This window comes from Actinoplanes lobatus (assembly GCF_014205215.1).
Classification (GTDB): Bacteria; Actinomycetota; Actinomycetes; order Mycobacteriales; family Micromonosporaceae; genus Actinoplanes; species Actinoplanes lobatus.
This window is the reverse complement of the sequence record NZ_JACHNC010000001.1, coordinates 8,714,773-8,727,898: the sequence shown is the minus strand read 5'-3', so window position 1 is coordinate 8,727,898 and position 13,126 is coordinate 8,714,773. Positions and strand designations below refer to the sequence as shown.

Annotated in this window: 15 protein-coding genes and 1 pseudogene; 6 read left to right on the top strand and 10 right to left on the bottom strand. The window is 69.3% G+C overall.

From position 1 onward, the window contains the following. Positions 1-133: 133 nt before the first annotated feature. On the top strand, positions 134-2,230 hold the full coding sequence (locus tag BJ964_RS39795; protein ID WP_229806959.1) for a recombinase family protein: 2,097 nt from the start codon (positions 134-136) through the stop codon (positions 2,228-2,230). Positions 2,231-2,250: 20 nt separating this feature from the next. On the opposite strand, the pseudogene BJ964_RS39790 reads toward BJ964_RS39795, so the two are convergent. Both BJ964_RS39790 and BJ964_RS39785 read right to left on the bottom strand, forming a co-directional pair. Next, positions 2,251-3,032 (bottom strand): annotated as a pseudogene (locus tag BJ964_RS39790) (IS5 family transposase); the annotation flags it as partial. 122 nt (positions 3,033-3,154) lie between these two features. Next, complete coding sequence (locus tag BJ964_RS39785; RefSeq protein WP_188125490.1) at positions 3,155-3,709, bottom strand: CGNR zinc finger domain-containing protein; 555 nt, start codon at positions 3,707-3,709, stop codon at positions 3,155-3,157. A 70-nt stretch (positions 3,710-3,779) separates the two neighbouring features. Here BJ964_RS39785 and BJ964_RS39780 point away from each other — a divergent pair, with 70 nt between their 5' ends. Next, positions 3,780-4,730, top strand: coding sequence for an EamA family transporter (locus tag BJ964_RS39780; RefSeq protein WP_188125489.1), 951 nt, complete (start codon positions 3,780-3,782; stop codon positions 4,728-4,730). On the opposite strand, the gene BJ964_RS39775 is transcribed toward BJ964_RS39780, so the two are convergent. Then, positions 4,705-5,280, bottom strand: coding sequence for a TetR/AcrR family transcriptional regulator (locus BJ964_RS39775; RefSeq protein WP_188125488.1), 576 nt, complete (start codon positions 5,278-5,280; stop codon positions 4,705-4,707). The two genes, BJ964_RS39780 and BJ964_RS39775, sit on opposite strands and share 26 nt — an antisense overlap. Positions 5,281-5,371: 91 nt before the next feature. On the opposite strand from BJ964_RS39775, the gene BJ964_RS39770 reads away from it, so the two are divergent. After that, positions 5,372-5,749 carry a DUF4267 domain-containing protein gene (locus BJ964_RS39770; protein WP_188125487.1) on the top strand — a complete coding sequence of 126 codons (378 nt, stop codon included), beginning with the start codon at positions 5,372-5,374 and terminating at the stop codon, positions 5,747-5,749. Between the two features lie 255 nt (positions 5,750-6,004). After that, on the top strand, positions 6,005-6,568 hold the full coding sequence (locus tag BJ964_RS39765) for a GNAT family N-acetyltransferase (protein ID WP_188125486.1): 564 nt from the start codon (positions 6,005-6,007) through the stop codon (positions 6,566-6,568). A 139-nt stretch (positions 6,569-6,707) separates the two neighbouring features. On the opposite strand, the gene BJ964_RS39760 is transcribed toward BJ964_RS39765, so the two are convergent. Genes BJ964_RS39760 through BJ964_RS39740 form a run of 5 tightly spaced genes read right to left on the bottom strand, consistent with a single transcriptional unit; the run spans position 6,708 to position 10,450 of the window. Continuing rightward, positions 6,708-7,958: a styrene monooxygenase/indole monooxygenase family protein gene (locus BJ964_RS39760; RefSeq protein WP_188125485.1), complete on the bottom strand. Its 1,251-nt coding sequence runs from the start codon at positions 7,956-7,958 to the stop codon at positions 6,708-6,710. Further along, on the bottom strand, positions 7,943-8,563 hold the full coding sequence (locus BJ964_RS39755) for a GTP-binding protein (protein ID WP_229806949.1): 621 nt from the start codon (positions 8,561-8,563) through the stop codon (positions 7,943-7,945). Before BJ964_RS39755 ends, BJ964_RS39760 begins: the two co-directional genes overlap by 16 nt. Beyond that, positions 8,538-8,846: a DUF742 domain-containing protein gene (locus BJ964_RS39750; RefSeq protein WP_203832644.1), complete on the bottom strand. Its 309-nt coding sequence runs from the start codon at positions 8,844-8,846 to the stop codon at positions 8,538-8,540. The genes BJ964_RS39755 and BJ964_RS39750 overlap by 26 nt, the downstream gene beginning before the upstream one ends. A gap of 54 nt (positions 8,847-8,900) precedes the next feature. Further along, a complete protein-coding gene (locus BJ964_RS39745) occupies positions 8,901-9,380 on the bottom strand; it encodes a roadblock/LC7 domain-containing protein (RefSeq protein WP_188125483.1) in 480 nt (159 codons plus the stop codon). Beyond that, complete coding sequence (locus tag BJ964_RS39740) at positions 9,377-10,450, bottom strand: sensor histidine kinase (RefSeq protein ID WP_188125482.1); 1,074 nt, start codon at positions 10,448-10,450, stop codon at positions 9,377-9,379. Before BJ964_RS39740 ends, BJ964_RS39745 begins: the two co-directional genes overlap by 4 nt. Positions 10,451-10,922: 472 nt before the next feature. Here BJ964_RS39740 and BJ964_RS39735 point away from each other — a divergent pair, with 472 nt between their 5' ends. Further along, positions 10,923-11,099 (top strand): hypothetical protein, encoded by a 177-nt coding sequence (locus BJ964_RS39735; RefSeq protein ID WP_188125481.1) that lies wholly within the window; start codon positions 10,923-10,925, stop codon positions 11,097-11,099. Positions 11,100-11,136: 37 nt separating this feature from the next. Here BJ964_RS39735 and BJ964_RS39730 read toward each other — a convergent pair whose 3' ends face one another. Together BJ964_RS39730 and BJ964_RS39725 are read right to left on the bottom strand one after the other, a co-directional pair. After that, complete coding sequence (locus BJ964_RS39730; protein WP_188125480.1) at positions 11,137-11,568, bottom strand: hypothetical protein; 432 nt, start codon at positions 11,566-11,568, stop codon at positions 11,137-11,139. A 354-nt stretch (positions 11,569-11,922) separates the two neighbouring features. Further along, complete coding sequence (locus BJ964_RS39725; RefSeq protein WP_188125479.1) at positions 11,923-12,414, bottom strand: GNAT family N-acetyltransferase; 492 nt, start codon at positions 12,412-12,414, stop codon at positions 11,923-11,925. Between the two features lie 251 nt (positions 12,415-12,665). Here BJ964_RS39725 and BJ964_RS39720 point away from each other — a divergent pair, with 251 nt between their 5' ends. Beyond that, positions 12,666-13,061: a hypothetical protein gene (locus tag BJ964_RS39720; RefSeq protein WP_188125478.1), complete on the top strand. Its 396-nt coding sequence runs from the start codon at positions 12,666-12,668 to the stop codon at positions 13,059-13,061. Positions 13,062-13,126: the final 65 nt, after the last annotated feature.

The following is a 13,126-nucleotide window of genomic DNA, read 5'->3' as shown; positions in this document are numbered from 1 at the left end:
GCGGTGGTGCGGGCGCTGTGCGTGATGGTGGAACGGACGGCAATGATGGCCGGGAGCGTGTCCGGTGACGACGGCGATCGGGGCGTCGTGGCCGTTGGGAAAGGTGACGTCGCGGCATCGTGATCGGTTGGCGGTGGTGTATGTGCGCCAGTCCACGCCGCAGCAGGTGATCGATCATGGCGAGTCGACGCGGTTGCAATACGGGTTGACTGCGCGGGCGGTGGAGCTGGGGTGGACGCCGTCGCGGGTGCTGGTCATCGACGAGGATCTGGGGCATTCGGCGTCTGGGTTGGACGCGCGGCCGGGGTTCGCCCGGCTGGTCTCCGAGGTCGGGCTGGACCATGTGGGCTTGGTCCTCGGGGTCGAGATGTCCCGGCTGGCGCGCAGCGGCCGGGAGTGGCATCAGCTGCTGGAGCTGTGTGCTTTGTCTTCGACGTTGCTGGCTGATCCACAGGGGGTTTACGACCCGACGGACCACAACGACCGGCTGCTGCTGGGGTTGAAAGGCACGATCAGCGAAGCCGAGTTGTGGCTGATCAAGCAGCGGATGTGGTCTGGGCGGATCGCCAAGGCGCAGCGCGGTGAGCTGGCGGTTCCGCTGCCAGTTGGCTATGTGCGCCGTCCGGGCGGTGAGGTGGTGTTCGACCCCGATGAGCAGGTCCGAGCCGTGGTGCGACTGGTGTTCGACCTGTTCGACCGCATGGGCACGGTCAACGGTGTGCTGCGATATCTGGCGGACAACGGCATCCAGATCGGCGTGCGGCTCCGAGAGGGACCTGACCGCGGTGAGCTGTCGTGGCGGCGACCCAGCCCTGTGTGCGTGCAGAACATGCTGCGGAATCCGGCCTACGCTGGGGTCTACGTCTACGGCCGCAGCCGGTTCGACCCCCGCCGTCGCCAGCCCGGCCGGCCACACACCGGGCGGGTTCGGCAGGGCCGCGCCGACTGGCAGGTCTGGCTCCCGGACCGGCTACCGGCCTATGTGAGCTTGGATCGCTACGAACAGAACCTGCAGCGTATGGAGAACAACCGGGCACGAGCCGAGAGCATGGGCGCCGTTCGTGACGGGCCGGCGATGCTGGCCGGCCTGGTCTTCTGCGGACGCTGCCACGCCCGGATGACGGTGCGCTACCAGCGCGGCCCCGGTGGCCGGCTGCACCCGGGCTACGTCTGTTCCCGGGACAAGACCGACTACGGCGGTGCTGCATGTCAGCAACTGGCCGGTGGGTGCGTCGATGTCCACGTGCGGGATCTTCTGCTGGCCGCGCTCGCTCCGGCTGCGCTGGAGGTGTCCCTGGCCGCGGCCGAACAGATCACCGCTTGTCGTGCCGAGGTTGAGCGCATCTGGATTCAACGCCTGGAACGTGCCGACTACACGGCCGACCGGGCCCGGCGCCAGTATCAGCTGGCCGAGCCGGAGAACCGTCTGGTCGTGCGCCAACTGGAACGCGACTGGGAACAGGCCATGGCCGAACGGCAACGCCTCGGCGAGGAACACGACCGGTTCCTCGCCACTCGGCCCCGGCTACTGACCGACGCCGAACGCGCCCACATCCGCGCGGTCGCCGCGGACATCCCGGGCCTCTGGCACGCGGACAGCACCACCGACATCGACCGCAAGCAGCTCGTCCGCTGCCTGATCGAACGTGTCGAGCTGACCGTGCAGGGCGACAGCGAACGCGTGCATGCCCGTGTCACCTGGTCCGGTGGACACCGCAGCGACACCGAGTTGATCCGTCCAGTGGCCAGGCTGACCCAACTCAGTTACTACCGGCGGCTGACCGACCGGATCAGGCAACTGGCCGCGGCCGGCAACAGCCCCGCCCAGATCGCCGAGCAGCTCAACACCGAGGGACTACGACCACCCAAACGCCGTGACCGATTCGGCCCGCAAGGCGTCCGTGACCTCATGCACGACCTCGGCATCGCCACACCCGGACCATCGCGTCCCCGCCCCGCGATCCAGCCCGACCTGCCGCCGAACCAGTGGTGGCGGGCCGATCTGGCCCGCCACCTCGGCATGCCCGACATCACCCTCTACAACTGGATCACCCGCGGCTGGGTCACCGCCCACCAACACCCCGACCCACCCCACCGCTGGATCGTGCACGCCGACCCCGCAGAGATCGACCGCCTCCGAGCCCTGCGTCACCGACCCCGACGCACCGGCCCCACCCAACGACCACCAGTTCAGGAAGGACGAAACGACAATGCCCAGCCGCAGGTTTGACAGCACCGCGGCTTGCTCATCTCCACGGCATGCCGCTGCTTGTACCGCTCAGGGTCGAAGGCCGGTGGCCGGCCGCCCTTCGACCCGAGCTTGCGCCGGTTGGCGTCCTGATCGGCCTTGGACGGGATGGTCGCCTTGATCCCGCGCCGGCGCAGGTAACGACGGGTGCCCTTGCTCGTGTACGCCTTGTCGGCCAGGACCCGGTCCGGGCGGGTCCGGGGCCGTCCACCGCCGGGCCGGGGCACCCGGATCCCCTCGATCACCGCGATGAACTGCGGGTTGTCCCCACGCTGACCGGCGGTCAGCACGATAGACAACGGCTTCTGTCCCTGCTCACAGCCCAGGTGCACCTTCGTGGTCAGCCCGCCCCGGGAACGCCCCAGAGCATGATCGGCCGGCTCGGCCCGGCGACCACCGGGCGGCTCGGTCTGAAGATCCCCCTTTTACGCGCACCAGCAGCGTGCTGATGCGCCCGGGCGACCGTCGAGTCCACCGACACGTCCCAAACAATCCGGCCAGCAGCATCGGCGACCGCCTGCAACGCGGTCAGGATCCGCGCCCAGGTCCCGTCACGCTGCCACCGGCGAAACAGCGCATGCACCGCCGACCAGGACCCATACACCCCGGGTATGTCCCGCCACGGGGCACCGACCCGGATCCGCCACCGGATCCCATCGATAAGCTGCCGTTTCGTCCACTGCGACGGCCGACCCGGCCTGCGACCGGCAGGCAGCAACGGCTCCAACGCCGCCCACTGCGCCTCGGTCAGGTCGAACCGCCGCGTCACCGCTAAGGTGTCCACGAGGTCTCCGGTGGTCTCCGGTTCTGCTTGGTCGCTAAACCGTCTACCGGAGACCTCACTGTCTATCGATCAACGACGCGCGTGATCCTCTCCACCCACCACCACCGACTTCGATACACGGCCTAGCCGTTCCCGGCCTTGCGGGCCCGGAAGGCGATCATGTTGACCCGGTTGCCGCAGCGCACCGAGCAGAACCGCTTGGAGCCGTTGCGGGACAGGTCGAGGAACAGGCCGGTGCAGTCGGGGGCCTCGCAGACCCGTAGGCGGCCGGTCTCGTTCATCCGGATCACGTCGATCAGGGCGAGGGCCGCCTCGACCCGGATCCGCTCGGCCAGCGGGGCGTCCGGCTCGGTGGCGTGGATGTGCCAGTCCGAGCCGTCGTGCCGGGTCAGGTACGGCAGCGCCCGGGCCTCGCGGAGCATCCGGTTCACCGCCTCGACCGCGGCGTCCCGGTCCAGCGTCCACACCGAACGCAGCGCCTCCCGCGCGGCCCGGACCGCCTCCAGCTCGGCCTGATCGTGGTCGATGCGCCCGGAGTAGACGTAGTGCCGGAGCATCTCGCGCAGCTGGTCGACGGTGGCGAGCTCGTCCTCGCCGGTGCGGGAGGCGCCGGGCGCGGTGTTGACGAGCGCCACCACGAACTCCAGCGCCTCCTCGGTGTCAGGGGCGAAAAGCAATTTGACTCCTTATCAGGCGCCGCCTAGCGTCAGGGTCGTAACAACCATAGCCCATGACAAGGGGATCGCCGTGAAGCTGCCGTCGCAGACCATCGGGCTGGCCGCCGCGGTCACCTCGGCCGCCACCTTCGGCACCTCCGGCGCGTTCATCAAACCGCTGCTGGAGGCCGGGTGGTCACCGGCCGCCGCGGTCACCGCCCGGGCGCTCACCGCGAGTCTCCTGCTGCTGCCGTTCGTGCTGTTCGCGCTGCGCGGGCGCTGGGACGCGCTGTGGCGGGGCCGCCGGCGGGTGCTCGGCATGGGCGTCATCGCCGTCGCGTTCACCCAGCTCACCTACTTCGCGGCGATCCGCCGCATCCCGGTCTCCGCGGCACTGCTCATCGAATACCTGGCGCCGCTGCTGCTGGTCATCTGGGTCGCGCTGACCACCCGCCGCCTGCCCCGCCCGGCCGTGCTGCTCGGCTCGGTGCTCGCGATCGGCGGCCTCGTCCTGGTCATCGGCCCCGGCGCGCTCGAAGCCGTCGACCCGCTCGGCGTCGCGCTGGCGTTCGCGGCCGCCGTCGGATGCGCGGTCTACTTCGTGGTCGCCGCCCGGCCCGCCGACGGCCTCCCACCGGTCGCGCTCGCCGGCACCGGGCTCCTGCTGGGCGGTCTCACCCTGGCCCTGGCCGGTCTCGCCGGACTCGTCCCGATGGCGGCCACCACCGGCGACGTGCCGCTGCTCGGGTCGCCGGTCCCGTGGTGGGTGCCGCTCACGGTGGTCGCCGTCTTCGGCACGGCCATCGCGTACGCTTCGGGGATCTTCGGCTCCAGCCGGCTCGGCTCCCGCCTGGCCTCGTTCGTCGGCCTCCTCGAGGTGGTCTTCGCCTCGATCCTCGCCTGGATCGTCGTCGGCGAACAGCTCACCACGCTCCAGATGGCCGGCGGTGTCCTCATCCTGGCCGGCATCGCCGCCATCCCGGCCGAGCCCCCGGCCCCCGCCGCCGAACCCGCTCCTATGGTGTCCGCGCGAGCTGAGTGACCAGGAAGTCGAGGCGTTCCTCCTGCCAGGCCGCGGGGATGCGGCCTGAGCCGGAGAGGACCGTGATGCCGTGCAGCGCGCTCCAGACGACCTCGGCGACCAGTTCGCGTCGCTTGTTGCCCGGGTCGAAGCAGGCGACGAACTCGTCGAAGCACGCCCGTAGCGATGCCGGGGTCTCGGCGCTCGCGAATTTCAGGTTCGTGGGCAGGACGAACATGGCCTGGTAGAGGGCGGGCCGCTCGGTCGCGAACCGCAGGTAGGCGTCGCAGACGGCCCGCAGCGCCCGCCCGGCTTCCGGGGTGGCCTGCCGTGCGCCGCGCAGCTCGGCGGCGAGTTCGGCGAAGCCGTCCAGGGCGACGGCCGCCACGATGGCGTCCTTGCCGTTGAAGTGGCTGTAGAGCACCGGCTGGCTGTACTCCACCCGCTCCGCCAGCCGTCGTGTCGTCACGGCCTCCCAGCCTTCGGCCTCGGCCAGTTCACGTGCGGATCTGATGATCATCTGATGGCGATGGGCGCGTTCGCGTTCACGGCGCTCGCTGGCGGGAGACATGGCCGAATCCTAGCAGTGCTAGACATCCTTGCATCGACAGAATATCGTCGCTACAAGTTCTAGCGCCGCTAGATTCTGTCCGGAGGTATCCATGCTCATCACCGTCGCCGAGACGCTCACCGCCATCATCGGAGTCCTGGTCGTCCTCATGGGGGTGAACGGGCTTCTCAGGCCACAGGCCGCTTCCGGGTTCGGCATCCCCGGCACGCCGACCGACGACCGAACCTTTCAGGCGTGGCTGGCCGTCAAGGCCGCCCGCGACATCGGCCTGGGGCTCATCATCCTCATCCTGGTGGCCGGGGCGGCGCCCCACCTGCTCGGCTGGTCCCTGCTGGCCGCCGCCGGCATACCCGTCGGCGACACCCTGATCGTGCTGCGCAGCGGCGGGCCCAAGGCGACCGCCTACGGCGTCCACGCCGCCACCGCCGCGGTGATGGCGGCGATCAGCTTGCTGCTCCTCCTGGGGTGAGGAGATGAAAACCTCGAGATCACCCCGATCGGTACGGTCCACAGCCACCGGACCGACGTTCAGCACACCGACCACTGGGGCGCCGTCCGTAGCGCCATCGTCGTCGACGAGCGCTTCGGCGGCGCCTGCATGCAGGGGGCTGGAGGGCTTCTCCCACGTCGAGGTCCTCTTCGCCTCCGATGAACCCGGCTGCGCCGGGCGGCCCCGGGCCGGAAAGCGTTGGCCTTTCCCGCCTGTGTAGACCAACATGCGCGCATGGATGCCTACCTGGACACCGAGCGCCTGACCTTGCGCCGCTTCACCACTGACGACGCGGAGCTGTTGATCGAACTGGACAGCGACCCGGCGGTCATGCGCTATCTGACCGGCGGCGAGCCGACCGCACCGGAGCACTACCGCGAGCGCGGTCTGCGGAACATTCTCGCCGGCTACGAGAGGTGGGACGGCAACTTCGGGCTGTTCGCGGCGTACGACAAGGACCGCGGTGCCTTCGTCGGGTGGTTCCTTCTGTGTCCCGAGGAAGAAGGCCCGCTGGATGAGGTCGAACTCGGCTACCGGCTGCGCCAGGCGGAGTGGGGCAAGGGGTACGCCACCGAGGGCTCAAGGGCATTGCTGGCCAAGGGGTTCACGGAGCTTGGCGTGCACCTGGTCTGGGCCGCGACGATGTCCCTGAACGATGGTTCCCGCAAGGTGATGGAGAAGGTCGGGATGACGATGACGGGCACCCTCGACACTCCTCCCGATATGCAGATGGTCGAGGGTGCCGAGTACGGGGGTGTGCGGTACGAGATCACCAAAAAGCAGTGGGAACAGCGCTGATCTGGTGAAGCGGCTGATGCTGCGATGTCGCCGATCAGGCGGGCGGCGCCGCCTCCCCGCACGTGTCGGCGCCGGCGAGCCGCATGACGACGGTGGGCACGCCTGAGGTGCGGGCCCACCGTCGTACCGTGGACGGGTTTCAGGCGCCGTTGACCTCGGCGAGATAGGCGGCGGCCTTTTCCGGGTCGACGAACCAGTTGAGCAGGTCGTTCGGGTCGTTGAAGCCGGCCGCGAAGCGGCGGGCGATCTCCTCGTTCTGCGAGGACGCGCCGAGCAACTGCTGCACGTGCGGCGGGAGCGGCTGGAGCATGGCGTTGGTCCAGCCGGTCACCGCCTGGCCGTGCGCGGTCCAGAACGCCTCGAACGTGTCGGTCATCCACTGCTCGTCGAACGGCTGGTCACCACGGGCCAGGACGGCCCGCAGGTAGTGGTTCGCGGCCTTGGCCGCCGTGTTGCTGCCCTGGCCGGTGATCGGGTCGTTGGCGATGACCACGTCGGCGAGGCCGAGCACCTTGCCGCCGCCGGGCAGGTGGCCGACCGGATGGCGGACGGTCGGCGTGTAGCGGCCGTGCAGGGTGGCCTTGTCGTCGGTGAGCCGCACGTTCGCGGCCCGCGCGGCGACCCAGGGCAGGTATTCGCGGATCAGCTCGAGGGTGATCGCCAGGTGCTCCTCGGGCACCATCCGGCCGGTGTGACCGGCCCAGCGGTCCAGCGGGCCGCCCGGGATCGCCTCCCAGAAGAGGATGTCGCACGGACCGGTGTGGGTCAGGGCGGGGATCACGAACAGCTCGCCGAGGCCGGGCAGGGCGTGGAAGCCGACGTGCGGCTCCGGCCACTCCGGGTCCGGCTCCAGACCGTGGACGTACGCGACGGCGAGGCCCCGCTGCGGCGCGGTGTACGGCGAGCGGGCCGGGTCCCGGTCGAACATCGCGACCAGGTCACCCTTGCCCGCCGCGACCACGGTCAGGTCGTACCGGCCGAGCTGGGTGATCGCGTCGAGGTCCTGGGTGGTGACCGCGTTGTAGATCACCTCGACGCCGCGCTCCTCGGCGTCCTCCAGCCAGCGGGCCATCTTGATCCGCTGGTCGGTGGACTGGGCCGGGCGCTCCAGCGGTGCGTTGAAGGCCAGCGCCAACTGACCCTTCTCGACGGAGAGCTGGGGGCGCAGGCCGTGGATCGGCGGCGTCCGGTCCTCCCAGTGGTTCAGCCCGTACGCCCGCTCGGTGTTCAGCGACAGGTCGAACATCGCCTGGGTGGAGGTGGGCCAGCCGGTCCGGATCTCCTCCGGCGTGCGCGCCGACATGAGGGTGACCTCGTAGCCCTCGGCCCGCAGCCCGAGAGCGAGTTGGAGTCCGGCCTGACCGGCCCCGACAATCAGGATCTTGCGCATGTTGTTGTCTCCTGTAGAGCTAACTGACGTTCGGTCGCGTGGTCCACCACGGTCAGCAACGCGCGCGCGACGTTGCGCGGATCGCGGACGTCGGCGGCGATCAGCGGGATGTGCGGAGGCAGGGTCAGCGCCTCCCGTACCGCGGAGAGCTCGTGGGTCAGAACCCCGTGGAACGGGTTGACACAGACGATCCAGGGCACCGTCGCGTCGTTCTCGAAGTAGTTGACCGCGGCGAACGAGTTCTCCAGATTGTTGGTGTCGACCAGGACCAGAGCACCGACCGCACCCCGGACCAGGTCGTCCCACATCGGCCAGAACCGGGGCTGGCCCGGCGTGCCGAACAGGTACAGCACGAGGGAGTCGTCGATGGTCACCCGGCCGAAATCCATCGCGACCGTGGTGGTGACCTTGTCGATGCCCGGGTCGAGCCGGTCGATCTGGGCCGCCGCCGCGGTCATCCAGGACTCGGTGCGGATCGCCGGGATCTCCGAGATCGCCTCGACAGCGGTGGTCTTGCCGACGCCGAAGCCGCCGGCAATGACGATCTTCGCCGAGGCCAGCTTCCGGTTCAGGTTCGCCTCACGTGAGTCGGAGAAGGCCGGCACGAAGTCTCTCCAGGAGCGCTAGGTCTTGCGAGGAACGGGTGTCATGCACGACCAGCTGACCGAGTTTGAGCAGGTCGTTGATCAGCAGACGGGTCAGGCCGAGCGGCAGGCCGCAGGTCGCCGACAGCTCGGCGACCGAACACATCCGGCGGGCCTGCTCGTAGAGCGACCGGGAGGCCGGGGCCAGGCTGGCGGCGAGAGCCGGGTCGTACCGGTCGCCGGTGGAGACCAGGGTGTGGATCAACAGCGGGTTGCGGCTGCTGGTCCGACCCCGGGCGGTCATGTACGGGCGCACCTTCCAGTGCAGCCCCGGCCTTCGAGCCATCGGTGCCTCCGATCAGCGAGCCGGCGCGGGCAGGGTGTTCTGGTGCAGCGCGTGACGGGTCTCCGGGGTGAGCGCGTGACCGACGGCCTGACTGAATGTGGTCATGGCGTATCCCAGTTGGCCGATCTGGGTCTGCGGCTGGGCGGAGACCAGCAGCGCCGCCACGAACTCGCCGGACGGGTCATCGATGCGCAGGAAGGCCAGATGGCCGTGCGGGTAGCGGATGCTCAGGTTCTCCGGGGCGCCGAGCTGCAGGAGGCCGCCGAGTTGGCCGGTGATCCCGAGGAATCCGGCGGCGAGCGCGGCGACGCTCTCGGTGTGCTCACGGCTCAGGTGGCCGGACGAGGCGAGTTGCAGGCCGTCGGCGGAGACCAGGACGACCGCGGTGATCGTCGGCACCTCGCGGACGAGCTGGCCGATCAGCCAGGAGACGTCCGGTTGGCCGCCGTCGGCCCCTTCGCTGGCACCGGCGGGGGAACGGTAGTCAGTCATTGCGGTCCTTCGGTTCTTCCTTGGGGGGCGGCACTTTGCTGGGAGGCTCTGGCCCGGGCCGCGTCCACACCGGCGTTGAAGTCGGCGGCGTCGTCGTGCCAGGTGGTCTGGTGCCGCTGGGCCGGAACCGGGAGCGGCAGCGGGCCGGTGCCGCGGACACTGGCCGGAATACGGCGAGGCATCGGCCCCTGCACCGTCGGGAGAACCATCGTCACGTCGTTCTGATGGTTGGCCGCGGCCACGGCCACGGGCTCGGGCTCGGGCACCGGGTCATGCCGCGGCGCCTCGCAGAGCAGGTCCGCGCCGATCAGCAGCATCGCGGTCGTGCCCCGCGGCTGCCGGGGCACCAGGCGCACCCGCAGCGACCCGTGGCGATGGGTGAGCACGGCGGCCACGGTGAGGCCCAGATGCCCCGGATGCAGCTCACTGGCGGCGGGCTCGGACGGGTCCGACAGCAGCCGCTCGATCCACGGCAGATGCGCCGGGTTGAGTCCGATCCCGACGTCCTCGACGCGGATCACCACGTCGCCGTCACCGGTCAGGTGCGCGGAGATGGTGACCGGCTCGGTCGGCGGAGAATAGCGGTCGGCGTTGTCGATCAGCTCGGTCAGGATCCGGATCACGTCGTCGGCCGCGGCCGCCGCCACCGCGAGGTCGGCGATCGGGCCGAAGTGCAGGCGCTCGTAGTGCTCGACGGCCGCGCCGGCCGCGTGTGTGACGTCGTACAGCGAGGTGATCTGCTGATCCGGGTCGTCGAGCGGCTCGCCGGTGAGCACCCGCAGGTTCTCGGCGAGGCGGCGGACCCGGGTGACGGAATGATCGATCCGGAACAGGACCTGGCGCCGCTCGGCGTCCTGCTCGCGGAACTCGGCTTCGCCGATGTGGTGAACGGCCTCCCAGGTGAGGGTGAGGAGGCGGAGCGCGAACTCGCCGGCGATCGGACGCCACGGGTCCGGCTTCTCCGCCGGCGCCGGTTCCTTCTCCGGTACGGCTTCCGGCGCGACGAGGGGTTCGCTCTGCTCGGGCCGCCGCCGGCGTGACCAGCTCAGCCAGCGACCTGCTCCGGGCATCGATTACTCCCCAATCAGCCTTCTGTCCCACCGAGGCGGAACAAGATCACCGGCACGGCGTCTGTACCGTACCCGCCCGATTGTCCGGATGGCTATTGGCGGTATCTCACACACTTTCGACGCGGTCGGTTGAACTCCACCGACCCGACCGTTAGCGCCCGCGGCGCGCCGCGTCGTACGCGATGAGTCTGATTCGAGGCGTCGGCAGGCCCCTCGATCCGGGTATCACGGCTTGGCCGGTCATCGATACCGGCGCTGTGGCCTGCCTGACCCGCTGACCACTCCGCAGACCACGGGAAACGGCTCAGGTAGGTCGGCGTCGGCGCCTTCGACCGCTCAACTCCCGATGCCCGGCCCGGCTGTTGTGGCCGGGCCACCACCGGCATGCCCGTCAATACCGGTGCCCCGGTCCGGCCGGCCCTCTGCGACGCTGAGCGACCGGCCACGCGGGACCCGTTCCCGTTCAACCGGGATGCCGCCGCAGGGTTACGCGGTCACCCCCGACCGTGAGGACTACCGGGTGTCGCTGGAAACCGTCTGGGCGCCGCAGATCGACGACGCGCTGCGCACCGACGCGTCTCCGAAGCTCGCCATGGAGAAATCCGGCTGTTCGCCCGACGTCCACCCAGCGGCAGATCAGTGCCCGTGACCTTGCCAGACTTGTCTCCTGCGACCCCGAGTCTGGGTCAGCCTTCATCGCAGCGCAGTGTGCGCACTTGGCGCATCATCGCGACAGCGTCATCGCTGGCGTCAACATCTGGCTCGCCGCAATTCAGAAGGCCACCTTGGCCGCCCGCCTCCCACGAGGTCACCACACCCCGACTGGTGGTGCCACCGCAGGTATAGCTGAACGGCACGTCGACGGTCCGGATCCAGTCGTAGCCTACGAAACGCCCCGTCCCGCCGAAGGTGACCGAGTCGCCGATGGGCAGGTGGTGCACGGTGCCGTATTCGACCAACGGCCGCAGCTTGTCCGCGTACTTGGCGGCCAGCTGCCGATAGACGTCCTCGGCCGGAACCTCGGCACCCGCCCGCACACCGGCCGTCCGGGTGTTGATCTCCGCATAGTGCTCGTCGAAGGTCATGCCCTTGGCGTTCGCCTCAAGCACCGGCGTCACGCCGGTCAGCAGGGCAGCGGCAGACCTCGTCCCGAATGTCAACTGACCCGACGTGCACGACACCGGCTTCGGCGCGGCCTCCGAGGGGGCCGCGGGAGCCGAGGGAATCGCGGGAGCCGAGGGGGCCGCGGGAGCCGAGGGGGCCGCGGGAGCTGAGCAGCCGACCAGGAGCGTCAGCGTGACAAGAGGAGACCACCGTCGTTTCATGCGTTGATGATGACGGGCTCTCGCCAGCAGACATCAAGCGGATGTGATCTCTGTCGGCTCCGCCAGAGCCCTTTCTGGCGATCCGCCTGCTGGGCGAGCCGACCCCGTCACACGGGTAGCGCGCCGATCGCGGCATGCGAATGCGTGTCAGGACTGTTGCTCGTCCAAGGACTTTCTCATTTGCTGAGTGACGACGCCATATCCCGATGTCTCGTACAGCTGGATCGCGGGGGTATTGGAGCCGAATACGTTGAGTTCCAAAGATCTCACCCCGTGCGATCGTGCGGCATCTTCGGATGCCGTGAGCAATACCCGCCCGTAGCCGGTTCCCCGGTGCTGTTCGTCGACCTCGATGAAGTACAGAAATGCGCAGTTCGGAGTGCCACGAGGGTGCGTCAGTCCCAGCCAGGCACTACCCACGGGAGTGCCATCGGGTAGAAGTCCCACCAGGAATAGCATGCCCGCCGTCGCCAACCGATCCGGCAGCAGGGCGCGGCGTGCCTCGTGTGCCAATGTCAAAGCTTCCTCGGCAGACCAGTTGCCGGCGGCGACTTGCGACGCAGCGAGGACTCGGGTGGACGCCTCGTACCACTGGTCGAACTCTGACTGCCCCATCGGGCGCACAACCAACTCAGGCATAGGCGGAATGCTCGCACAGTGGTGACCAACGCCCCTCTGAGGGATTGCCGAGACGGAAGGGTTGTTCCTCTTATATCGGCACAATAGGTACCCTCATATCGGCCGGCTGTTCTTTTTTGCTGCGGCGGCAGTGGGAACCCAGCGATTCCGCACCGCGTCGGAACACCATGCGCTGGGGATCGTGGTTGCCGGTGTGCGCGTCGGTAGTGACCGCCGCCGCTGGGGTCGGGCTGACGTGGGAGAGCAACCCGTTGACCGGCGAGCGCAGCGGGCTGTCCGTGATGCTCGACCACCGCTCGGCGCTGCCCACCTTGATCTTTCTCGGGGCGCTGCTGATGGTGCTCGGCGGTGTCGTGGCCGCCATGGTGTACCCCCGAAGGGCGTACGTGTGGGCGGCGATCGTGGGTGCCCTGACCGCGTTGGGCAATGCCGGTTGGTACGGCATCCACATTGCCGGCACGAGGGTGCACGCCCTCGGCATGGACAGCGTCGGGAACCTTGTTGATCCGGTGGCGGCAAGCCGCCCCGGCATCGGCTGGTATCTCACGGCTACCGCGCTCCTGACTACTGCCGTACTCGCGATCGGCCTCACACGCCGTGCTCGCGCGGTCTCCCGACCGGGCACTTCCGGAGCCATCCAGGCGTAGCGCGGGCGCGCGTTGTCGGCGGCAGTTGAGGAGCGGCAGCTCCAGGAGTGGTCGATCGGCTTCGC

What these genes read in the sequence shown, in the direction of transcription:
- BJ964_RS39775 (WP_188125488.1), bottom strand. Translation starts at nt 5,280, where the DNA reads ATGTCTCCCGCCAGCGAGCGCCGTGAACGCGAACGCGCCCATCGCCAT.
- BJ964_RS39770 (WP_188125487.1), top strand. Translation starts at nt 5,372, where the DNA reads ATGCTCATCACCGTCGCCGAGACGCTCACCGCCATCATCGGAGTCCTG.
- BJ964_RS39765 (WP_188125486.1), top strand. Translation starts at nt 6,005, where the DNA reads ATGGATGCCTACCTGGACACCGAGCGCCTGACCTTGCGCCGCTTCACC.
- BJ964_RS39760 (WP_188125485.1), bottom strand. Translation starts at nt 7,958, where the DNA reads ATGCGCAAGATCCTGATTGTCGGGGCCGGTCAGGCCGGACTCCAACTC.
- BJ964_RS39750 (WP_203832644.1), bottom strand. Translation starts at nt 8,846, where the DNA reads ATGACCGCCCGGGGTCGGACCAGCAGCCGCAACCCGCTGTTGATCCAC.
- BJ964_RS39745 (WP_188125483.1), bottom strand. Translation starts at nt 9,380, where the DNA reads ATGACTGACTACCGTTCCCCCGCCGGTGCCAGCGAAGGGGCCGACGGC.
- BJ964_RS39740 (WP_188125482.1), bottom strand. Translation starts at nt 10,450, where the DNA reads ATGCCCGGAGCAGGTCGCTGGCTGAGCTGGTCACGCCGGCGGCGGCCC.
- BJ964_RS39735 (WP_188125481.1), top strand. Translation starts at nt 10,923, where the DNA reads ATGCCGCCGCAGGGTTACGCGGTCACCCCCGACCGTGAGGACTACCGG.
- BJ964_RS39725 (WP_188125479.1), bottom strand. Translation starts at nt 12,414, where the DNA reads ATGCCTGAGTTGGTTGTGCGCCCGATGGGGCAGTCAGAGTTCGACCAG.